The organism is Streptomyces sp. TN58 (assembly GCF_001941845.1).
GTDB lineage: Bacteria > Actinomycetota > Actinomycetes > Streptomycetales > Streptomycetaceae > Streptomyces.
In genome coordinates this window covers 166496-189298 of sequence record NZ_CP018870.1, presented here as the reverse complement: position 1 = coordinate 189298, position 22803 = coordinate 166496, and the positions used below count along the sequence as shown (strand labels likewise).

Annotated in this window: 15 protein-coding genes and 1 pseudogene; 11 read left to right on the top strand and 5 right to left on the bottom strand. The window is 74.9% G+C overall.

Annotation, left to right across the window (positions count from 1 at the left end; genetic code table 11):
* Positions 1–467 precede the first annotated feature (467 nt).
* The 5 genes and pseudogenes from BSL84_RS00925 to BSL84_RS37405 all read left to right on the top strand — a co-directional run bounded on the left by BSL84_RS00925 (position 468) and on the right by BSL84_RS37405 (position 8177).
* Positions 468–740 (top strand): hypothetical protein, encoded by a 273-nt coding sequence (locus BSL84_RS00925; protein ID WP_075969565.1) that lies wholly within the window; start codon positions 468–470, stop codon positions 738–740.
* 77 nt (positions 741–817) lie between these two features.
* Positions 818–1135, top strand: a complete 318-nt coding sequence (locus tag BSL84_RS00920) for a hypothetical protein (protein ID WP_234363383.1) — start codon at positions 818–820, stop codon at positions 1133–1135.
* A gap of 911 nt (positions 1136–2046) precedes the next feature.
* Positions 2047–3144 carry a sugar ABC transporter substrate-binding protein gene (locus BSL84_RS00915; RefSeq protein WP_420718774.1) on the top strand — a complete coding sequence of 366 codons (1098 nt, stop codon included), beginning with the start codon at positions 2047–2049 and terminating at the stop codon, positions 3142–3144.
* Positions 3145–4254: 1110 nt separating this feature from the next.
* Positions 4255–4667 (top strand): annotated as a pseudogene (locus tag BSL84_RS35225) (transposase); the annotation flags it as partial.
* Between the two features lie 1290 nt (positions 4668–5957).
* Positions 5958–8177 carry a PIG-L family deacetylase gene (locus BSL84_RS37405; protein ID WP_075969564.1) on the top strand — a complete coding sequence of 740 codons (2220 nt, stop codon included), beginning with the start codon at positions 5958–5960 and terminating at the stop codon, positions 8175–8177.
* A gap of 632 nt (positions 8178–8809) precedes the next feature.
* Here BSL84_RS37405 and BSL84_RS00900 read toward each other — a convergent pair.
* Entirely contained in the window at positions 8810–10198 is a 1389-nt protein-coding gene (locus tag BSL84_RS00900) for a glycoside hydrolase family 15 (protein ID WP_159393494.1), read from the bottom strand.
* A 332-nt stretch (positions 10199–10530) separates the two neighbouring features.
* Here BSL84_RS00900 and BSL84_RS00895 point away from each other — a divergent pair, with 332 nt between their 5' ends.
* Positions 10531–12111 carry a DUF6056 family protein gene (locus tag BSL84_RS00895; protein WP_075969562.1) on the top strand — a complete coding sequence of 527 codons (1581 nt, stop codon included), beginning with the start codon at positions 10531–10533 and terminating at the stop codon, positions 12109–12111.
* 23 nt (positions 12112–12134) lie between these two features.
* Positions 12135–12614 carry a diadenosine tetraphosphate hydrolase gene (locus BSL84_RS00890; RefSeq protein WP_030033911.1) on the top strand — a complete coding sequence of 160 codons (480 nt, stop codon included), beginning with the start codon at positions 12135–12137 and terminating at the stop codon, positions 12612–12614.
* 618 nt (positions 12615–13232) lie between these two features.
* Here the strand turns inward: BSL84_RS00890 and BSL84_RS00885 are convergent.
* The 4 genes from BSL84_RS00885 to BSL84_RS00870 form a co-directional block, all read right to left on the bottom strand.
* Complete coding sequence (locus BSL84_RS00885; RefSeq protein WP_075969561.1) at positions 13233–13796, bottom strand: GNAT family N-acetyltransferase; 564 nt, start codon at positions 13794–13796, stop codon at positions 13233–13235.
* A gap of 221 nt (positions 13797–14017) precedes the next feature.
* Positions 14018–14230: a hypothetical protein gene (locus tag BSL84_RS00880; protein WP_030031413.1), complete on the bottom strand. Its 213-nt coding sequence runs from the start codon at positions 14228–14230 to the stop codon at positions 14018–14020.
* Between the two features lie 276 nt (positions 14231–14506).
* Entirely contained in the window at positions 14507–14989 is a 483-nt protein-coding gene (locus BSL84_RS00875) for a lamin tail domain-containing protein (RefSeq protein WP_030031414.1), read from the bottom strand.
* Between the two features lie 430 nt (positions 14990–15419).
* Positions 15420–16406, bottom strand: a complete 987-nt coding sequence (locus BSL84_RS00870) for an MsnO8 family LLM class oxidoreductase (RefSeq protein ID WP_037665107.1) — start codon at positions 16404–16406, stop codon at positions 15420–15422.
* Between the two features lie 286 nt (positions 16407–16692).
* On the opposite strand from BSL84_RS00870, the gene BSL84_RS35925 reads away from it, so the two are divergent.
* From BSL84_RS35925 to BSL84_RS00850, 4 genes are all read left to right on the top strand, one after another.
* On the top strand, positions 16693–17577 hold the full coding sequence (locus BSL84_RS35925; RefSeq protein ID WP_159393493.1) for a hypothetical protein: 885 nt from the start codon (positions 16693–16695) through the stop codon (positions 17575–17577).
* A 410-nt stretch (positions 17578–17987) separates the two neighbouring features.
* Positions 17988–19085: a hypothetical protein gene (locus BSL84_RS00860; protein WP_075969559.1), complete on the top strand. Its 1098-nt coding sequence runs from the start codon at positions 17988–17990 to the stop codon at positions 19083–19085.
* Positions 19086–19490: 405 nt separating this feature from the next.
* Positions 19491–20180, top strand: a complete 690-nt coding sequence (locus tag BSL84_RS00855; protein WP_234363598.1) for a YqjF family protein — start codon at positions 19491–19493, stop codon at positions 20178–20180.
* A gap of 265 nt (positions 20181–20445) precedes the next feature.
* A complete protein-coding gene (locus BSL84_RS00850) occupies positions 20446–20997 on the top strand; it encodes a hypothetical protein (RefSeq protein WP_045324430.1) in 552 nt (183 codons plus the stop codon).
* Positions 20998–22803 lie beyond the last annotated feature (1806 nt).

The window sequence follows — 22803 nt, the reverse complement described above, 5'->3', positions numbered from 1 at the left end:
TGGCAAGCCCGGTCCGCGGACCCAGTGCGCGGGCCTCCCCGCAGCCCCGCCTGCCTCGCTCTGGTCTGGTGGTCGGCGGCGCGGTGTGGGGCCCGGTACCGCAGTGCCTCCTGCCGCGCTGCCCGCCCTGTCGCCCTGCCGTCCTGTCGGCCTGTCGGCTTGTTCTGCTCTTCCGGCGTCTGCGGCCCGGGGTGTCGCTGAGGTGGTTGAGGCCGCGTGGCCGGCTGTGGTGGGTGGGTGTTGATGAGATTCCTTGAAAACGGCCACAGCTGCTTCGGTTCCTCAGGTGTCCGGGTTTGGACCGTCCGAGGATGGTAGGGAGCGTGAGCGTGTTTGAGGGGTTGTCGACCGTCAGGTCGGCAGCCCCTGGGAACCTCTGAGGGGCCGGTGGTATCGGCGTGGTGGGGCCGGATCGGCATGTGGTGGGATGGCATGCCACCCGTGCCTGCTGATCTGTTGGAGGACCCGTGACACCCGCGTACTCGTCGCTGACGCGTGCATTGGCTGACGCGCTGGTGGACGTTGCTTGGTTCATTGACGGCGCGGACGACGAGCAGATGGATCCGGACGACGCCGTGAAGGCCCTGGAAGGCATTGGGGCCACGTTGGGTCGCTTGTCGCATGACCAGCGAAGCGAACTGCTTGGCGTGCTCGGAGCCATGGCTGAGGCGGAGGGGGACGCCGTGAGGCGAGAATTCCTTAGCGCCTTTCCCGGGGACTTCGGACTTCTCGATGAGTGATCGGCTTAGCCGCGAGGTTCAGAGGCAAACATGAGCCACGATTGGGGCCCGGGGACTGAGCGAGGGGGGGCGGTGTGATGGTGATCAGAGGGCTGCATCCGGAGAGGTCCGCCCGGCTTGAGGCGCTCGTGGATGAGTGCCGACCGCTGCTGGGCATGGATGACGGGATGGCTGCGGTGCAGCGGCTGCTGAGCGAGCACCGGGTCGAGGTGCTCGATGCGGTGATGATCACACGCGAGCTCCTCGGGGCGGGGCCTGAGGCTCTCGGTGAGGCGAAGACCATCGTTCTGACGAGTCCGGGCAGAGGCCGTGAACTCACAGTGCACGAGCAGTTCGTGGACGAAGCGGAGCGAGGTCTGTCTCGACTCCCCAAATCAACGGACCACCGCCCATGAGGACGGTGGCTCGTCGAGTCGGAACCTTGCGGGGTTCAGGTGGTCTTGCCTTTGGGGCTTCAGCGCAGGCCCAAGGGCCCAGGGGGTCCTTCGCAGCGGGATGATGCCCGGTCTGCGGACCGGCATCGCGGGGCGGGCGGCCTCGGGGGAGCGGCCGGCGGGGCGAGGATGGCGGGGCGAGGATGGCGCCGGGCTTGTCGCAACGTGGGCAGTACGGCCCCATTCCCCCGGCCCGCTCCGCCCGCCCGGCCGCCTGGTCGATCCCGGCCGGCCAGCCCGCCCCTCTTTTCCCGGCCCGCTCCACCCCGGCCACCCACCACCCCGTGCCCGGCCCGCCACCCGGTGCGCCCCCGCCCCGTCCGACCTCCCGCGCCCGGCCCGCCCCGTCCGGCCCGCCCCGTCCGCCCCGCCCCGTCCGACCTCCCGCGCCCGGCTCGGCCCGCCGCCCGTTGCCATCCGCCCCGTCCGGCCTGTCGCGCCCGGCCCGCCGCCACCCGCTGCGCCCGCCCCGCCCCGTCCGACCTCCCGCGTCCGGCCCGGCCCGCCGCCCGTTGCCATCCGCCCCGTCCGGCCCGCCCCGCCCGGCCCGCCCCGCCGCGCCCGGCCCGCCCCGCCGCGTCCTGCCCGGCCCACCCCACGCGACCCGCCCCCGCACCCCCGTCCCGGCGCGGGGCTGCTCACGTGGTGAAGACCAAACCGCCTCCTACCCTTCAGGAGTTGACGCCAGACCGGCAAGCGGGCCGCCGCCGGCCGGGGAAAGCCCTGCACGGACCCGGTGCGGGAGTGCGGTGACCGTGCGGTGACAGCGTTGCCATCTCGTTAGGGATTCACTTCTTGACGGCAGCGGATACGGGCACGTTGACTGCCTCCCTCGGCCGTACCGACACGGCCCCACCAGGGAGGCTCACCTCGTGAACGCGTATCTGGGGCGTGCCCCCGTTGCTCTGGCCGTCACGGCGCTCGCCGTCACGCTCACCGCCTGCGGCGGCTCCGACGGCTCCGGCGGCTCCGGTGACAGCAGCGGCGAGGTCAGGATCGGCCTGCTGCTCCCCGAGAACGAGACCGCGCGTTACGAGAAGTTCGACAAGCCGCTGATGGAGAAGAAGGTCGCCCTGCTGACCCTGGGCAAGGGCAAGGTCCTCTACGCCAACGCCGCGGGCGACGCGGTCCGGCAGAGCGCCCAGGCCGATGCGATGATCAAGGACAAGGTGGACGTCCTGGTCATCGACGCGGTGGACTCCAAGGCCATCGCCGCAGCGGTGACGAAGGCCAAGGCGGCCGGTATCGCGGTGGTCGCCTACGACCGCCTGGCCGAGGGCCCCATCGACGCCTACACCTCCTTCGACAACGAGGACGTCGGCCGCGTCCAGGGCAAGGCCCTGCTGGACGCCCTGGGCGACAAGGCCAGGACCGGGAAGATCGTCATGATGAACGGCGCGGTCACCGACCCCAACGCCGCCAGCTTCAAGGCCGGTGCCCGTTCCGTCCTGGACGGCAAGGTGAACGTCGGCAAGGAGTACGACACCGTCGAGTGGAAGCCGGAGAACGCCAACACCAACATGGCGTCCGCGCTCTCCGCGCTCGGCAAGGACAAGATCGTCGGCGTCTACTCCGCCAACGACGGCATGGCCGGCGGCATCATCACCGCCCTCAAGGCCGCCGGCGTCTCCCCCCTGCCCCCGGTCACCGGCCAGGACGCCGAACTCGCCGGCGTGCGGCGCATCGTGGCGGGCGAGCAGTTCATGACCGTCTACAAGCCCTACGCCCGCGAGGCCGAAGCCGCCGCCGAACTCGCCGTCCTCCTCGCCCAGGGCGAGAAGATCGACGGAATCATCAACCAGGTGGTCAGCAGCCCGACCAGCAAGCGCATCCCCGCCGTCCTCATCCCCGGCGTGCCAGTGACCCGCGAGGACATCCGCACCACCGTGGTCCTCGACGGCGTCTACACCGTCGAGGAGATCTGCACCGACTCCCTCAAAGCCGCCTGCGACGAGATCGGCCTGAAGTAACACCACCGCGGCAAGACCACACCCCCCGCACACCACTCGCCGCCGTACGCCGCCCGCCGCTGCCCGCGGGCCCGCGGGCGCACGGCGGCGTACGGCGGCGTACGGCGGCGGGCGGGGCAGCGGGCACAGGACGCGCCACGCACCACACCGCCCCCCCGCCCGCCCCGCCCCGCCCCGGGCGGGGGCTCACCGCCCCGCGACACCCGCCTACCGTGCGCCCGTACGCACCCGCGCGGGCCGGCACCTCCCCGCGCGCGGCAGCCCGGAGGAACGCGCGCAGAGCGCCGCCGGAGCCCCAGGAACGCTCTGCGTCCCGCGCCAAAGCACCGGCGCACTCGCACACAGCCGGACACCAGCCCCACTCGCCCGGGCACAACGCCCAGCGGCACAGACCACTGCGGCAGTCCAACAGACCAGCCCGGCCCGCACCGGCCCCAGCCTGCGCCCGGAGGCGGCGGCGCTCCACCCCAGGCGCCCCGACCCGCCAGTGGCGCCCGTACCGGCGGCCGTAGCGCCCGAACCCGCCCCCGTAGCGCCGTACCGGCGGCACGGGGAGCAGACCTGGCTGACGGAGCACTGCGAACACCGTCCCCGACCGCCGCCCCGACCGCCGCCCACGCCGCCGCCCTGGGCACGCCTGCACGCCGCCGCCCCTCCCCGAGACGAACGCACACCCCCTCCACCACCAGGGCCCACCCCGCGGCGTCGCGCTTTCCTCCGCACGGCCATGAACCGTGGAGCCCCCGCCTCTGCCCCGATCCCGCCGACGCGGCCGGGCACCGCAACCGCCCCGCTTCACGGAGCGCGGGCGCCTCGGAGACGGACGGCCTGCGCACCGGGCCCGGGATCGGGACCCGCCGACCTCGCCCAGGCCCGCCCGGGCAGGACTCCCGGCGAAGCCGGCCCGTCCGCGCACCGCCTTCCCCACCCCCGCTGGTGCGTCACCTCACCCGAGAGCAACCGCCGCGGCCGGCGGAGCCCGCCTGCCGCGCCCCATGGCGGGCCGCCACCAGCACCACACCCGACCCGGCCGGCACCCACCGCCTGCGCCGCACGTCGACACGCCGGCCCGACTGCCGCGCCCACCTGGCTCGGCCGCGTCGGAACGGGAAAGCCGGCCGCCGCAGACTCGTCGAACTGGTCCGCCCCAAGGCCCTGCGCATAGCCACCCGGCGTATCGACGACGTCTTCGACGCGCTCGACGAACGGACCGTCGTCGTCCCAGGCACCGGCACCCTCCACGCGGTCATCCCATACCTGGCCCGCTCCCTCGCGGCCGTCCGCGAAAAACGCGGGGCCCTGGAGCCCCAGACCAGCCAGCTGCTGGTGGCCCCCTCTTTCCCAGGTCCTGACGTCGCTGCCCGGCGTCGGCGTCAGGACCGCCGCCGTCCTGCTGGTCACCGTCGGCGACGGCACCGGCTTCCCCACCACCGGCCGCCTCGCCTCTACGCAGGCCCCGCCCCGGCCACGAAGCAGTCGGAACCCTCTCGATCCACGGCGAACCTGCACCCACAGGCGCCTCAACCCGCCACGGGCCCAGACCCCGGCAGGGGGCACCGCCGCCACCAGGCCGCGTGCAGCCCACCGCCCACGCCCACCACCGCCGGTGCGCCCAACCCACGGCTCCACCGGCTTCCGGGCCCTCGCCGCGACGCCCATCGGCCGGGCCGGCCGCCCACCGGGCCCAGGCCCCGGCAGGGGCCACCGCCGCCACCAGGCCGCGCCCGGCCCACCCGCCCACCGACTTCCCCGCCGCCGGTGCGCCCAACCCAAGGCTCCACCGGCTTCCGGGCCCTCGCCGCGACGACCGCCGGCCCCGCCCGAGCCGCCCACCGGGCCCAGACCCCGGCAGGGGGCACCGCCGCCACCGGGCCGCGCCCGGCCCACCCGCCCACCACCGCCGGTGCGCCCAACCCACGGCTCCACCGGCTTCCGGGCCCTCGCCGCGACGCCCATCGGCCGGGCCCAGCCGCCCACCGGGCCCAGATCCCGGGAGAGGCACCGCCGCCACCAGGTCGCGCCCGGCCCACCGCCCCACCGCCGCCGCTGCCGGTGCGCTCAACCCACGCTTCCACCGGCTTCCGGGCCCTCGCCGCAACGCCCGCCGGCCCCGCCCGAGCCGCCCGCCGGGCCCAGACCGAGGCAGGGGCCCAGACCCCGGGAGAGGCACCGCCGCCACCGGGCCCAGACCCCGCCAAGGGCCCAGACCCCGGGAGAGGCACGGCCGCCACCGGGCCGCGCCCGGCCCACCGCCCCACCGCCGCCGCCGGTGCGCCCGGCCCGCCGGCTCCCCCGGTCGGCCCCCGCCGGCCCGCCGCCGTCCGACGGCCGCCCCCGACGGACCGGCCTACCACCCCCCACCCCCCGCCGGTGTGAGAGACCTCACCGCCCCCCGGGCGCGGCCGCCCGCGCCGTCTCCCGACCGCCCCGCGACCCGCGCCGGCCCGCCGCCCGCCGGACACCGCGAAACCCCAGCCCACACCGCCGCCGAAACCCCTGGAAGTCGACAGAAGTCCCCAGAAGTCCACGAAAATCCGCCGCCCCCACACCGCCCCACCCCGCCCCCGCACGTGACACACACCACGCGGCCCCCTCCCACCCCACCCCACCCAACCATCCCCAAATAGGGACAAGACGCCCATATCGTGCATTCAACTGGTTTGGTTTCATATGGTGTTTGAGGGTGTGTCAGCAGAAAACACGCGAGGCATAATCGGCCCCGGTCGTCTCCGGAAGTGCTCCAGCCATCGGGGCACCGACACCCCCCACTCTTCGGAGCACCCCGCACCGGACCGACCCCCAAGGCGCCCGCGATGTCCCTGGCCAGCCGCACCCGCCTCGCGGCCCTGCTCGCCGCCCTCACCGCCGCCGCCGGCGTCGCCGGCGTCACGACCTGGGCCCACGGACACGCCGCCGCCCCCGCGCCCGCCGCCGCCCAGGCCCCCCAGCGCCCCAGCGTCACCCAGGGCACGGTCGTGCAGTTCGTCGCGCACCCCGACGACGACCTGTTCTTCATGAACCCCGACCTCAGCCGCTCCATATCCACCGGCGTCAAGGTCACCACCGTCTACCTGACCGCAGGCGAGTCCGACGGCCGCAACGAAGCCCACAGCCCCCACCTGCAAGACCCCGCCCGCCCCGCCGACCACGCCGCCTACGCCGAAGCCCGCCAGAACGGCATACGCGCCGCCTACGCCGAGATGGCCACCGGCCGGCGCACCAGCGCCTGGCAGCGCACCTCCGTGCCCACCACCGGCGGCGGCAGCGCCGAAGTCGACGTCCTCCTCGCCCGCCCCGAGGTCAACCTGGTGTGGATGCAGATGCGCGAAGCCCGCAGCATCTCCGGCGACAACCCCGACAGCCTGCGCGGCCTGTGGGACGGCAAGGTCCCCGCCCTCGGCTCCCAACTCGCCTCCGGCACCCCCGTCACCACCCCCTTCACCTACACCCGCGACCAGGCCGTCCAGGCCATCGCCAACGTACTGGCGCTCTACCGGCCCACCACCATCCGCACCCAGGACCCCACCCCCGGCCGCACCCGGCCCGCCGGCGCCCCCGCCGACCACCAGGACCACATCTACGGGGCCCGCTTCGTACAGGCCGCCACCGAACGCTACGCCGCCACCACCGCCGCCGGCCCCCGCCCCCACTTCTCGGTCCAGAACTACGTCAGCTACCCCAACAGCTCCCTGCCCCCCACCCTCGACGCGAAAGCCGCCGAGGAGAAACTCGGCTACCTCAAGACCTACGCCTGGAGCGACCACCAGGACTGGTGCGGCAGCCCCGCCGGCTGCGGCGACCGCAAGACCGCCACCCGCCCCACCGGCGCCGGCTGGAACCAGACCATCCGCTACAGCCGCGGCGAGAGCACCACCTGGCTGACCCAGGGCCCGCCCGGCCACCTCTACGCCTTCGCCGCCCTCGACGGCCAGATGGCCTACTGGACACGCCCCCGCCCCGACACCCCCTGGCAGGGACCCCGCTTCCTGCCCCCCACCGCCCCCGGCACCACCATCGACGCCGGCGCGTCCACCGCCCGCCTGCCCGACGGCCGCATCGCCGTCCTCGCCACCCGCACCACCCTGGCCACCACCACCCCCCACGACTACCGGCGCGAGACCGTCTACGCCCTCCAGAACGCCCCCGGCGCCGGCTTCGGCCCCTGGCACACCCTCGGCACCCCCGACACCGGCGACCTCTCCGCCACCTCCGCGATCGGCACCCCCACCGCCACCACCGACCCCGCCGGCCGCATCACCGTCTACCTCCGCGACTCCCGCCGCACCCTGGCCGCCGCCACCCAGACCGCCCCCGGCGCCGGCTTCGGCCCCTGGCAGAGCCTGGGCGGCACCGCCCTGCAGGGCGACCCCGCCACCGCCACCGACAGCGCCGGCCGCCGACACCTCTACGCCGCCACCGACCGCACCGTCCTGGCCTGGACCCAGCCCGCCCCCGGCGCCCCCCTCGCCGGCCCCTTCCCCACCGGCCTGCCCGCCACCACCGGCGTCCTGTCCGCCACCCCCGAAGGCGACGGCGTCCGCCTCTCCTTCCGCACCCCCGGCACCGGCACCGTCACCACCACCCGGGCCACCGCCACCACGGCCGCCCCCCTCCTCTCCCCACCCGCCACCACCGGCGGCGAAGGCGGCTACGGCGCCGTCGCCACCACCGGCCACCTCCTCGCCGGCCGCGCCGCCACCGGCACCGCCGCCATCACCCTCCCCACCCCCGACACCCACACCAACACCAACACCAACACCAACACCAACACCGGCACCAACACCGGCACCGGCACCGGCACCGGCCCTGTCTGGCACGAGTCCCAGATGCTCTACACCGGCGCCCCGGCCGCCGTGACCACCCCCGACGGCACCAACCTGGCCGCCACCCTCGGCCTGGACGCCGACCTCCACACCACCACCCCCACACCCACCCCCGGCCCCGCCGGACCCGCCCCCACCCCCTGGCACCGGGCCGTCCCGCCCACCGCCCTCGCCCAGGCCGCCCGCCACCCCTCCACCTGGCACCACTGACCACCACCGCCCCAACCCCCCCCCCCCCCCCCCCGCCACGGCACCCACCCTGCGGCCACCACCCGCCGGCCCGCCCCGGCCCCACCGCCCGCCCCACCCGGGCCACCGGCCCTACCGCAGCCACCGGCACAGCGCCCCACCACCCGGCTGCCGCCCGGCCCGGCCGTCCGGCCGCACTGCTCAACTCCCCACGCCCTGACCACCGGTGACAGGGCCCCTTGTGACCGCCGCCCGTACCACCCGCCGCCGACGGCGGCGCACACATGCGCCGGGGCCCGCCGGCCGCTTCTTCCCCGGATGACCGGCGAACTCCGCCCTGCTCGCCCGAGTGGCCGAACCCACCGGCTGACGCCTGAGCGCCAGAGGGCCAGAGCGCCTGAGGGCCAGAGTGGCGGGAGCTGCGGCAGCGGCGCGGGCATGGCCGTCAGCGAGGTGAACCGAAAGAGGCGGCCCGGGAGCGGGTCGAGGTGTCTTGCCGTCAGCAACCGACCGGGGACCGAGGAGGGGGAGCGGAGAAGGGCGCGGGGAGAGGGGAGCGGGGAGGGGGCGAGGAGGGGAGTGGAGAGCAGCCCGGGGGAGCGTCCGGGATCCGCGTCAGACAGGACCGCGCCGCGCCCGAAGTCCCGCCCCTCCTACCGCCCCGGGGGCGGGGCCGGCAGACCGCCACTCTCAAGCGCCACCAGCGACAGCAGCACGATCGACCCCGTCCACGCCAGCGGCGCCACCGAAGCGGCCCGGCCGGCGCTGTCCACCTTCTCCGGCAGCTCACCGAGCGCGTTGCGTTTGGAGAGCACCCACTCCAGCACCGGCCCCGCCTTCGCCGGCCGCCCCCCGGCCGCCCACGCCAGCGCGAAGAACGCCGTACTGGGCGTCCACGCCGTCGCACCCCACGGCGCCCCCGGGTCATCACCCGGCGTCAGCCCCCCGTTGGGCAGGCGCAGCGCCCGCCACGTGGACTCCAGTACCGCCTCCAGCCCCGCCGGAGCCGCGTTGAAAGGCGGCGTCATGAACGCCACCGCACTGTCACGCCCGTGCCGGCCGTCGACGGTGCGCTGGTAGCCCAGCGGCAGGAACCGCTTGGAGATCCCCGCCGACAGCCGCCGCGCCGCCCGCGCCCACCGCGCCGCGTCCCCGGGCCGGCCCGCCTCCCGCGCCAGGTCCGCGGAGGCGTTCAGCCCGGCCAGCAGCGGCGCGGCCGTCCCGATGTTCGTACTCGACGTCATCAGCTCCCAGTAGTCGGGAGACGCCGGAGGCAGCCCGTCCGCCCCCAGCGACCGCGCCGCACGGTCGGCCGCCCTGGCCACCATCGGGTAGAGCGTCGCCAGCCGGGCCCGCCGGCCCTCCGCCGGCGCCGCCCGGTACCACTGCCACACCGACCACGGAACCCAGCCGTTGGCATCGAGCTGCCACCGCCTGCCGTCCGGCGGCCCGGAACCGTCCAGCTTCGTACGCGCCTCCCAGCTGCCGTCCCCGCGCTGCGTCGCGGCACTGTGCCGCAGGATCCCGAACGCCTCCGCGTCATGCCCGGTGTGCGCGAACGCCGCGCACGCGAAGCTCGCATCCCGCGGCCAGGAGTACATCCAGCCCGGACTCCACCCCGCCGCCATCGCCCCGTTGGGCCGCAGCAGCGCCCGCATCGCCAGCAGCGCCCGCGCGGCCGCCGCCCGCTCCGCCGCGGACCTGCCCGGGATCCGGCCCGACGCCAGCCACGCCCGGCTCTGCCCGATCTGCCGCAACGCCCCCGCGTCACCGGCCCCGACCACCACCGACACCGTCCGCCCCGCGGGCAGGTACAGCCACCGCCCCGACGCCAGCCGCAGCACGTTGCTGCCCTCCACATACCGGGCGCCGGCGGCACGCGAAGCCGAAACCCCCTCGGCGGCCGTCACATTGGACAGCACCCCGACCGTGGGGGCGGTGAACCCCGACAGCGGCGCATGACCGCCCGCACCGCACACCGGAACCGAGGCCCCGGCCAGCACCGCCGCGGCCACCGCCCAGCATCCAAGGACAACGGGCACCGCCACTCCCTCCGCCGCACCGCGTACGCGCGGACACCGCCCCCGGCCCATCCTCGAAGACCCCCGCCCGCCCCGCCACGCACACCCCGCCGCCCGGGTGACCCCCCACCCCCACCCCCACCCTCCCCGCCCGCCGAAGCCCGCCCGCCGAAGCCCGCCCGCCGAAGCGGCCCGTGGCGACCGGCCCCGCCCGGGATGCCGCCCGCCACGAACCGTGCACATCATGGGTGTTCGCGGGCCGTGCGATCACCACAGCCGGCGGGGCGCAACCGGCCGCCCCCGCCCGACGGACCCCCGCTGCGAACACCGCGAACGCTGCGAAGAGGTGGCCCATGAGCACCACGGCGGCCGAGGACGAGGACCTCGTGACCCCCTCCCCACCAACCGGCCCCCACACCGGACCCCGCCCCCTCCTGCGCACCCTGCCCACAGCCGCCGCGGCGACCCTCGCCACCGCCGCCGGAGCCCTCGTCGCCGTCGGATGCTTCCTCGGCCTCTACATCCGCCCCACCTCCGACGACTGGTGCGCCGCCTGGAAAACCCGCGACCTGGGAGTCCTCGGCATCACCGCCGACTTCTACACCACCCAGAACGGCCGGATCGCCAACGCCTTCCTCAGCGGCCTCCTCTACGGCGGCGGACCGGCCGGCACCAAAATCCTCCCCACCCTCATCACCCTCGCCCTCACCGCCGCCCTCGTCCTCCTCGGCCGCCGCCTCCTCCACGCCCTCGGCCACACACCGCCCCTGCTCGCCCTGACCGCCTGCGCCCTGGCCCTGCAGGCACTCCTGTACTTCGCGGGCACCCGCAGCTACCAGGTCCTGCTGTGGGCCCCCGCCACGATCTCCCACACCGTGCCGAGCGTCATCGGCCTGTGGGCCCTGCTGCTCGCCCTGGCCACCGCCGCCCACCCCCGCCCCGCCGTCCGCACCGCCGGCCTCGCCGGCGCCCTCCTCACCGGCTTCGCCCTCGGCACCCTGAGCGAACCCTTCGCCCTCGTCAGCGCACTCCTCGCCGCCCTGACCGCCCTGCTGTGCCTGCCCCGCCTGCACCTCACCACGACCTGGCGCCCCTTCACCTGGTGCCTGCTGTGGTGCGCCGGCCTCGCCTGCGGCCTCACCGTCCTCCACACCTCCCCGGGCGCCCGCTGGCGCCGCGCCCAGCAGCCCGAGAAACCCCCCATCCTCTCCACCGGCGAACTACGCGCCACCTTCGAGGACTGGCTGCGCATCTGGGACACCGTCACCGGCCAGTGGGCCTACCTCGCCGCCGCGGCCGCCGGCCTCCTGCTGGGCCTGGCCGCCACCCTCCGCACCCCCCGCCCCGCCCCCCGCCGCGTCCCCGCCTCCGGTGCGCGGCCCGGCGCCGGGCGGGCCACGCGGACCGCCCTGCTGCTCCTGCCGCTGCCCGTGGTGATCTTGGGCTCCTTCGCGGTGGCGGCCGGCCTGCGCAGCGGATACGGCCCCACCGGCTGGACCTACGCCCGGACCTGGACGAGTTTCCTGTTGCCCATGGAACTGGCCCTGTGCGGCTACGGAGCCCTCCTGGGAGCCTGGGCCGGCCCCCGCCTGGCCGCCCGCCGCCCCGCCGCCGCGGCCACCGCCACCACGGCGGCCCTCTGCCTGACCCTGGCCGCGACGGCCTCCCTCGTCCCGCACCTGCAGCAGCTCACCACCACCACGGTGGCCCGCTCCATCGCCTGGGACGCCCAGAACACCCGCATCCGCACCGAGGCGGCGCACGGCGCCACCGACGTCGGCTACCGCCCCCTGCCCATCGGCCACCTCGCCGAGCCCTTCTTCACCGCCGACTACGACCGCGACTGGGTCGCCGCCTGCGTCTCCCGCTGGTACGGCGTCGACCGCATCCACCGCCTGACGGGGCGGGGAGGCGCAGGCACACCCGGTCCCTGATCACCTGCTGGTAGGTTCCGGCCATGACCGGAGACTGGCGGACGGATCGGATCGGTACCGCCCTCAGAGGGGAGAACCCGACCGTGCTGCGGCGGCTGACCTCGGGATTCGCCGTGATCGGGGATGTCCAGTTCCTGCCGGGATACTCGGTACTCCTCGTCGACGACCCGCAGGTACAGCGGCTGTCGGACCTGCCGAAGGCCAAACGCCTGTCGTTCCTGTCCGACATGGATCAGCTCGGCGAGGCGGTCGAGCGGGCCTGCAGGCGGCTGGACCCCGCCTTCCGGCGGGTCAACCTGGAGATCCTGGGGAACAAGGACCCGTTCCTGCACGCCCACGTGTGGCCGCGGTTCGCATGGGAGCCGGCCGACGCGGTGCGCGCTCCGGTGTGGCTCTATCCGCGTGACCGGTGGAGTGACGAGCAGTCCAGGCTCGGCCCGCAGCACGACCCGCTGCGAGAAGCGATCGGCAGCGAGCTGGACCGGTTGCGCCCGACCGCCTGACGGCCACCCCGGGACCCACCGACCGCCTGACGGCCAGACAGGCCGGCGGGCCCGGCCACCGCCGGCGGGCCCGGCCACCGCCGACCGGCCCGGCCACCGCCGACCGGCCCGGCCACCGCCGACCGGCCGGGCCGTCCCCCTCGCACCGCGGCCGGCCCGGCGTCGCCCTGCCGGCCGTCCCGCCAAGCGGTGCCACGGCGCGACCGCAGTCCACCCACCCGGACGGCCACACCGAGCCGGCCGGCCCGCCCGCCGGGCGCGGGCAGCCGGCGGGCACGAAAACCACGGGCAGAACAGCGCATCAAGCACGCGGCACGAACCCCCGGAACAGGCAGGGGGCAGGGCAGTCGACAGCCCGCGACACGGGGCGCGGCCAAGCCGGGGCGGTGCTCTTGTCGGTGTCGGTGTCGGTGGACACGGGCGTTCACCGCCCGGCAGACGACGCCCACGCGCCCGCCCGCCCGCGTCCGGCCGCCGCGCAGCCGCCGGCAGAGGCCGTCGGCGCCCGCCACGGCTGTCCGGCGCAGGGCCGGCCGGGCCCCTCCACACCGGCCGCCGCATGCCGAACGCATGCCGAACAGCCGGCACACACCCCCGGCCCTTCACCCTTCCGGCCCTTCAACCGCCCGGCCGGGTGGCCGGTGCGGGGTCGGTCGCCAGCCGGGCGTGCAACTCGACGTCGTAGCGGACACCGTCATAGCGGAGCCTGCGCCGCTGGAGCCCCTCGACCGCGAACCCCGCCGCGCGGGCCACCCGGCACGAAGCCGGGTTGTCGACCCGGTGGCCCAGCTCCAGCCGGAACAGCCCGGCGTCCTCGAACGCCCAGGCCGCCACCGCACGGCAGCCACCCGAGGCGACACCCCGCCCGCGGGCCGCCGCGGTCGTCCAGTACGAGACCCAGCCGGTGCCGTGACGCCGCTCGACGGAGCCGACCGCCACATGCCCCAGCACCACGTCCGCAGCGTCGACGACCGCGAACGCGTACCCCGACCCCGCGTCCCACTGCTCCGCCCGGGCCTCCAGCCAGCGCCGCGCCGCCGCCGGCGTCACACCCGGCTCAGCGGCCTGCCGTGCCATCACCGGCTCGGCGAACGCCGCCAGCACCGCCCCCGCATCAGCCGGCGACCAACGCCGCAGCCGCAGACCCGGGGACACTTCCAGACGATCACGCACCCCACGCATTCTTCCCCGGTCCCCCAGCCACCGGCCACCCTTTATGGGGTGTCCGGCGGATCAGGGCCGGGCCCGCGTCGTCTGGCACCGCGCCTTGCCGCGTTGTCGACGGTCGCCGACGCTCCGCCTCGACTTCCTCCTCCGCCTTGCCATCCACGGCACCAGACGACGCGGGCTGACCGCCCCTGATCCACCGGACACCGCCTAACCCGCTGCCGGCGGCCCGGCCTTCAGGACTCGCGATCCATCACCCGGCGGGCCGCCTCGGCCTCCGCCGCGGGCGGAGAGAGCTCATCGAGGGTGTCGAGCTCGTCGTCGGAGCCCAGCTCCTCCTCCCACGCGGCCGCCAGCCGCTCCTGCTCCTGACGCGGCCTGGCCGCCACGGCATCCCGCCGATGCGGCTCCAGCGCCGCCAGGAAACGCCCGACCGCGTCCGTCGCCATGCCGTACTCCTTCTCACCGGGGGATGGGGCAGGACGCCGCCCGATGCCGCGCCCGGCCCAGCATCGCCAACCGGACCCCACACCCCCACCCCGACACGGCCCCCCGCCACCCGAATGCACGCGCCCACCACACCCCTCGACGCCCACCCCACCCCCGCCGCCCGCACGGGTGCGCCCGCACGCACGGGTGCGGCGCGCCACGGCCCCCGCCATGACACGCCGCACCCTTCCTCATCCGGCGCTCACCCACCCGTCCGGGCGACCGCCGGAGCGGGGTCAGCCGCGGTGGTGTCCGCGGCGGCCCCAGGACTCGGTGTCGATGACGTTGCCGCGCTGGTCGCGGAGGGTGGCGGTGTCGCGGTCGTTCCAGATCTGGCGGTTGCGGTCCTGGTAGAGGTCGTGGCGGGTGTCGCGGCCCTGGCCGGTGTGGACCTTGACGGCGGAGCGGCCGTCGAGGCGGAAGTCGGGGAAGCGGTAGCGGTTGCCCTGCTGGTCGGTGAGGGTGAAGCCGCGGAGGTTGACGCTGTGGCGGCCGGTGTTCCTGATCTCGACCCATTCGCGGTTCAGGGCGCGGTTGGAGCGGTCGTGGCGGGGGCCGCTTTCGTACCGGACGTCGCCGATGGAGAGGGAGGAGTGGGGTCCGCGGTGGCCGCCGCGGCGGTGGTCGTCGGCCGCGGCGGGCAGGGCGGCGGCCCCGAGCAGGGTCCCGGCGGCCAGGAGAGCGGCGAGGGTGCGGCGGGTGGCGCGAGAAGCAGACATGGAGAAGAAAACCCCTTCGACTTCAACGGACTTCAACGGACGGCCCACACCGGCGCCCACACCACAACGTGCGCGCCGGCCAGGCCCGAAACGGTTCCCGGCGTCTGGCCGAGGAGCCACACTCTGGCCCTGCGCCACGCCCCGGCACCGACCGCCCACCCCCTGTTTCCCAATCCGGATATGTCCGTAACCCTCCCTTGTAGCGGGCAACCGTCAAACCCCGATTGACACCCCGCACACAGCGGTCCGCCCCCACCCGGCGGGAGGCCTGCACGGCAGCCCTCCCCACCCCCGCACCCCGCACCCGACCCACCACCCCCGCCCCTGCGCCGAACGGGTTCAACGCCCTGTAACAGCCGCCCCCGCCACCCCTTCGCACACCCCTGCGCACACGATTCCCGCGTGCGAGAAAATGCGAGAAAACCGGCACCTACGACGACCCCGCCGCCCCCCAGTACTTCCTCACCAGCTCATAGGAAGCGATACGCGCACCCAGGTCGTAGACGGGCGTGGCCAGCATCAGCTCCTGCGCCCCGGTCTCCCCGGCCAGCCGCGCCAGCCGCTCCACCACCGCCTCCGGCGCCCCGACCGCCTGCTGCGCACGGAAACCGTCCAGCGCCTGCCGCTCCTGCCCGGTGAAGGGATGGGCGGCCGCCTGCGCGGGCGTGGGGAACGGCACCTGGCTCAGCCCCTTCAGCAGACCGGCCTTGACCACGTTCATCGGACCCGCCCGCCACACGGCCTCCTCCCGCGTCGGCGCGCACACCGTCTCCACGCACAGCATCACCCGGGGCCGCTCGCACCAGCGGGACGCGGTGAACGCCGCCCGGTAACCCTCCACCACGGCAAGGGTGTTGTCCGGCCGGATGTGGTGCGCGACCGCGACCGGCAGGCCCAGCGCCGCGGCCAGAGCGGCCCCCGCGGCACTGGAGACCAGCAGCCACGGCTCCGGCAGCGGACCGAGCGCGACCTCCTCCACCAAGAACGACAGGACAGCGGCCACGTCCCGGCGGTACTCCGCATCCGTCGCCGGCCCGGCCCCGCGCCGCAGCGCCCGCGCGATGGCCTCGTCGAACGTCCCCGGACCGCGGCCGATACCCAGATCGATACGGTCCTCGTGCAGCGCGGCCAGCGTCCCGAACTGCTCCGCCACCGTCAGGGGCGCGTGGTTGGGAGCCAGCACCCCACCCGACCCCAGGCGGATCACCGAGGTCGAGGCGGCGGCATGCGCCGTCAGCACGACCGGCGGGAACGCACCGATCGCGGGGGAGTGGTGGTGCTCCGCGTACCACAGGCGGCGGTAGCCCAGCCGTTCCATTCCCTGTGCGAAGGCGGCGGTGTCCCGCAGGGTGTCCACGGCGCGGGTACCCGTCTGCACCATCGCGACTTCCAACGCTGAAAGAGGTATGTCGAGCATGCCGTCAGCATAAGGATCACCCCTGCCCGCACCGGCCCCCACGATCGTTTTCGCGCCACCACCGACCGGCGGCCCCGACCCCCGGATTTCCGGCTAACCCGCAGCCGCGAAAACGTCAAGCCCCGAATTCGCGGAACGTGACCGCCACCGCCGCGGACAGGCTTACTGGTTATGCGCCTCACCGGCAAGGAAACGAGGCCGCAGACGCGGTGGAAACAATCCCCACATCACAAAGGCCCCGAATTCACCGAACCCGTTCAGGGTCCCATTCGATCAGGAGAAAACCATGAACCGAAAGTTCGAGACGTCCGAGACCCCCCGCCCCAAGCGCCGGGGCTTCCGCCTCGCCACCGCCGTCGCGGCCGCCGCGATCGCCGGCGGGGTCCTCATCCCCACGTCTTCCGCCATGGCGGCCCCCACCACGTCGGTAGAGAGCGTCGTCAGCCACAACCAGCACGACCACAAGAAGAAGCACGACCACAAGAAGCACGAAGACAACCACAAGAAGAAGAAGCGCAACAAGCACGGCGGCAACACCCAGGGCGGTACGCAGGGTGGCGGGTCCGGGAACACCCAGGGTGGTACGCAGGGTGGCGGCTCGGGTAACACCCAGGGTGGTACGCAGGGTGGCGGCTCGGGTAACACCCAGGGTGGTACGCAGGGTGGCGGCTCGGGTAACACCCAGGGTGGTACGCAGGGTGGCGGCTCGGGTAACACCCAGGGTGGTACGCAGGGTGGCGGCTCGGGTAACACCCAGGGTGGTACGCAGGGTGGCGGCTCGGGTAACACCCAGGGTGGTACGCAGGGTGGCGGCTCGGGTAACACCCAGGGTGGTACGCAGGGTGGCGGCTCGGGTAACACCCAGGGTGGTACGCAGGGTGGCGGCTCTGGGAACACCCAGGGTGGTACGCAGGGTGGCGGCTCTGGGAACACCCAGGGTGGTACGCAGGGTGGCGGCTCTGGGAACACCCAGGGTGGTACGCAGGGTGGCGGCTCTGGGAACACCCAGGGTGGTACGCAGGGTGGCGGCTCTGGGAACACCCAGGGCGGTACGCAGGGTGGCGGCTCTGGGAACACCCAGGGCGGTACGCAGGGTGGCGGCTCCGGCAACACCCAGGGCGGTACCCAGGGTGGCGGCTCCGGCAACACCCAGGGTGGAACCCAGGGCTGACCAGGCCAACCGAAAAGCGCAGCACCTCGCAGAGTCCTCTCTGCGAGGTGCTGCCGCATGCCCCCTCTGCCTCTGCCGCTGCCGCTGCCGCTGCCGCCCCGACCCACCCCCGCCGGGCGCAACGGCTCCATTCCGCGCCGCGGCGGCGACCAGGCGGCCATGGCGGCCGTAGACGCAAGCCCATGCCCGGCGAGCCACCCGCCCCCACCAGGCACGACACCCCCGCCCATCCCAACGTGAATCTGTCAAGCCCCGAATCTCCGTCGCTTTCTGCCCGCGCCCGGAAACGGCAATCTGGAGACAGATAAACCGCTCGGCCATCCAAAAGGAACTGAGACACCAGGCAAGTCGAATCCCCGGCTCGCACAGATCTCGGAAATCCCAGGTCGACTATTCAAGGGAGATTTTAAATGTCGAGGAAGAAGCACGTCGCCAACATTGCCGGTCTTTCCTGCGTCACCGCGATCCTCGCCGGCACGGCGGGGGTGGCAGTCGCCCAGCCTTCCGCACTTCCGACCGCAGCCCCTGCGGCGGTGTGCAGCCTGAAGGGCGGAGAGATCCACGGCAACGGCTTCGCCCTCAAGCAGACCTACGACGTCAAGCGCAGCGGGAAGACCATCGCCCGCGTCGCCGCCGGGCCCAAGGGCGACATCCGCGTCGGAATCACCGGCGCCGGCCCGTTCTCCGTAGGCACCGTCAAGTGCGCCTCCACAGGATCCACCGCGGCCTCCACCAAGACCGACATGGCAGCGGCAACGGCACGTGGCGCGGCCGCGGCCCAGCAGGCAGCGCGCGGCGGAGCGTCCAAGACGCAGGCAGCCGCCATCGGCCGGAAGGCGGCCGCATCGGAAGCCAAGCGGCTCGGACTGGCCCCCGCCGTGGTGAACCAGGTGACCAACAACGTGACGAACATCGTCAACAACACGATCATCGGCGGCTCGAACAACACCATCGGCGGCACCCAGATCGGCAACGGCAACACCCAGGGTGGAACGCAGGGCGCCGGTAACGGCAACACCCAGGGTGGAACGCAGGGCGCCGGTAACGGCAACACCCAGGGTGGAACGCAGGGTGGCGGCAACGGGAACACCCAGGGTGGAACGCAGGGTGGCGGCACCGGCAACACCCAGGGCGGTACGCAGGGTGGCGGCAACGGGAACACCCAGGGCGGTACGCAGGGTGGCGGCACCGGGAACACCCAGGGCGGTACGCAGGGTGGCGGCTCCGGGAACACCCAGGGTGGTACGCAGGGTGGCGGCTCCGGGAACACCCAGGGTGGTACGCAGGGTGGCGGCTCCGGGAACACCCAGGGTGGTACGCAGGGTGGCGGCTCCGGGAACACCCAGGGCGGTACCCAGGGTGGCGGCTCCGGGAACACCCAGGGCGGTACCCAGGGTGGCGGCTCCGGCAACACCCAGGGCGGTACCCAGGGCGGTGGCACCGGCAGCACCCAGGGCGGTACCCAGGGTGGCGGCACCGGCAGCACCCAGGGTGGAACCCAGGGCTGACCGGCCACCACATGACCGGTGACCGGGTGACCCACGGTCGAGTGCAGCACCTCGCGGAGACAGCCTCCGCGAGGTGCTGCCGCATGTCCGCCGCCGCCGGCGGTGTCGGCCGGACGACGCCGGGTAGGCGCCCGGTGCGGGGTGCGGTCCTGGCCCTCATGGCTGCGACGGGGACCGCATCCCGCCCAAGCCACCCCCACCACCCCGGCCCAGGCCCGTACAACCCGGCGCGGGGGCCTGCGGGATACTGACGCGATGCAGCACCCGCCGCCCCCCGGCCCCGGCCCGGCCGCTCCCGGCCCGGCCGCTCCCAGTCCGGCCGCTCCCGCCGGCCTGGGCCCCGCAGCTCCCGGGCCCGCTGCGCCCGCCGAACCGATAACGCCCGATGCACCACGCCACCCCGGGGTGGACCGGCCCCTGCTCACGCAGTCCTGGCTCGACCTGACCTTCGTGCACTGGCCCGCCGACCCCGCCGACGTCGCCCCGCTGCTGCCGGCCGGCACCGCCCCCGACACCCTGGACGGCGTCACCTACGTCGGCCTCGTGGCGTTCCGCATGCACCGCGTCGGATGGCTCCGCCTCCCCGGCATCCCCTACCTGGGCTCCTTCCCCGAGACCAACGTCCGCCTCTACTCCATCGACGGCCACGGCCGCCGCGGCGTGGTCTTCCGCTCCCTCGACGCCTCCCGCCTGATCCCCGTCCTCGCCGCCCGGACCGTCTTCCGCCTCCCGTACCAGTGGTCGCGGATGTCCGTCCGCCGCGACGGCCCCACCCTCACCTACACCAGCCGACGGCACTGGCCCGGACCGCGCGGCGCGCACAGCACCCTCACCGTACGGACCGGGCCACCCCTCACACAGCCGACCGCCCTGGAACATTTCCTGACCGCCCGCTGGGCCCTGCACAGCGACTTCCGCGGCCGACTGCTGTACCTGCCCAACAGCCACCCCCGCTGGCCGCTGCACCACGCCGAACTCCTGCGCTGCGACGAGGACCTGACGGTTGCGGCCGGCCTGCCCGCCCCCGCCGGCCCCCCGGCCAGCGTGCTGTACTCCCCGGGCGTCCCGGTACGGTTCACCCGCCCCACAGGCTGACCCGACCCGGCCGTCCGCCCGTTTGACCAGGCGCGGGGCATTGACACGGCCTGCGGGAGCGTGCGACAAAGTCCCCACGTCCGAGGCCGCGCGATGTCCGTTTCTCCGCGGTCCGGCGCCGCCGCAACCGCGAGACGCCGTCCCGAAGACGACAGCCCGCGGGTCCACCCCGACGCGATCAGCCTCGCGTCGCGCCGGTGCGACGACCGCGACCGACCGCGACCGACCCACCTGAAACACGACGATCGGACCCGACTTGACCCTCATGCCCGGATCACGCGTGCCCGGCCGGACCTGGACGGTCCGGCTCACCGGCCACGCCGATCACAGCGCCTCCGTCTCCTGCAGCACCGAAGCCTGCCGCATGCCGCCCCGTTCGAAGGACACCGCGGCCCTGAAGCGGTTCGCCGCCGAGCACGTCCGGGCCCACGCACGGCTGGCCACCGTCCGCCCCGACACCTCGTGCGCCTGCCGGGCCGCACAGTGCGCGCTCCACGAGACCCGCACCCACTGCACCGGCTCCACCCTCCTGGTCCTGGTCCACAACCCGGCCGTGGGACAGGTCTGGACGCTCGCCGAGATCTGCCAGTCCTGCGCCCCGCTCATCCCGCACACCGCCATCCTCGGCCGCTCCCAGCCCCAGCCCCAGTCCCAGGGCCGCCAGGGCCCGCCCGCGGTCCCCGCGCCGGCCACCGCGCCGACAGCCGCCCCACTGCCCGTCGCGGGCGGGTTCTCCTCACCGCAGGCCGCCCCGGAGGCCCCGGCCGCCCGCCGCCGCCCGCAGCGCCGCACCGCCCGCCCCCGCCGCGCCTCCTGACCCCCCGAAGGCAACCCCACCGACCCTGACCCGGTAGGGGCGACCCCCGCCGACCCTGAACCGGGTGTGGGCAACGGCGCCGGTCCTGCCCCCCCGAAGGCAACCCCACCGACCCTGACCGCGCGCGGCGGCAGCGCCACCCGCCGCCTAGGGTCTGTATCGAGTTGCCCCGCGGCGTCGCGACGCCCGGCACGCACCCTCGGCGCACGAGCCGAATGCCCTGGTAGCTCCGCTACGAGGACATTCGTCCCGCACGCCGAGGGCACGCACCGAACGCCGCTCCTTGCTCCACGGGGCAACTCGATACAGGCCCTAGCCGCGGCCGCCGACCACGTGGAGCACCGCGCGGCCACCGGCCCGCTGCCCGAGGGCCTGGCCCGGCCCTGGCCCCGGCCACCGCCCGCCAGTGGGTGGCGTCGAAGTCCCGTCTGGGTGGCGGGGGTCCGGCACGCACGCTCGCCGCGTTGTCGTCGGTCGCCGACGCCCGCGTCGGCTCCCTCCTGCGCCTTGCGAGCGCACGTACGGGACCCCGCCACCCCCGCCCTCACGGGCGGCCGACGCCACTTCGACGACACCCCCAGACCCCGACGCGGCCGGACCCGCCGCCCCGCGCACCGCCCGGACGCCGCCGCGCAGACGGCCGCCCGGCTGCGGCCGGACAAGCACGCCGCCGGACCCCTTCCGCGCAGGCTCACCGCGCAGACGCCCCCGGACAGAAGGCACCGCACCCCCGGGCCCGCTTCCGGCCGGGTCTCACACCACTCCGGGCGGGGCGGGACGCGGCGACCTCCTGCGCGCAAGCTCGCGTGGTAGCCGGTGAACCGCCCCTGGAGAGGCCGGGTCCACCCCGGCGCACCGCCCAAGCGCCCCCCGTACGCGGGGACTTCACACCCGGACGCCTGCGCACCCTCGCGGCCACCGCCCGCCGCGCCACCGGCCTCGACGCCCCGCCGTCCCGGCCGCCGACCCCGACCGGGGCGGCCAAGTCCGTACCCTCGCCCGCGACTTCCCCCACGCCCCGCCCGGCGGGGGGCCGTAGCCCGGTTGGCCTTGCCCCTGGGGGGGGGAAGCACTGCTCGGCATCGGCGCGTTCGCCCGCCGGGCACGGCCCGCGCACAAGCCCCTACGGCTGTACGACCGCCACGGCCTGCTGCCGCCCGACCACTTCCACCCTCGCCGCCGCCGGGCTCCTCGTGCGGCCGCGCCGGAGGCGGCCCGGCTGTGGGCCGCGTACCGTGACGGCGTCGAGCGCCGTCACGCGGCCCGCCGCGAGCCGGCAGCGCACCCTGCGTATCCACCTGCCGGCGACGGCCCCGTGGAGCCCTGCGTCCGGGGGGACCTGGGGCGTGTTGCGAAAGTGGCGTCGTCCGCCCGCGGTGCCTCGCAAGGCGGAGGGTCGCCCGCGTACCGGTCGTACGGGGGCGATCCCGACAACGCGGCGAGGTGCCGTGCCAGGCGCAGGCGTCCGGTCTCGGTCAAGGGTGCATACGGTGGGGCATGAGGGCCTTCTGATCGTTCGGTGGAGATGTCGCAATCCACACCGAACCCGGAAGGCCCTCACCCGTTCAAGAGGCCTCAGCCGAGACCTGCACCACCCGTCCACAACCTCCCGGGACAGAACACCTAGTCCGCGCCGGCCGGCTCCCGGCGACCTGCCGCACTGAACCGGCCCCCACGCAACGCCACCCGCTGGTCCACACCTGGGCAGAGCACGCGTCCCGCACGGGCGCCGGGGCACCCCGCGGGACCTGCGACTTCGCGGTCCCTGGCCGACTGGCCGCCCGACCCGGCCCGCCCGGCCCGGCC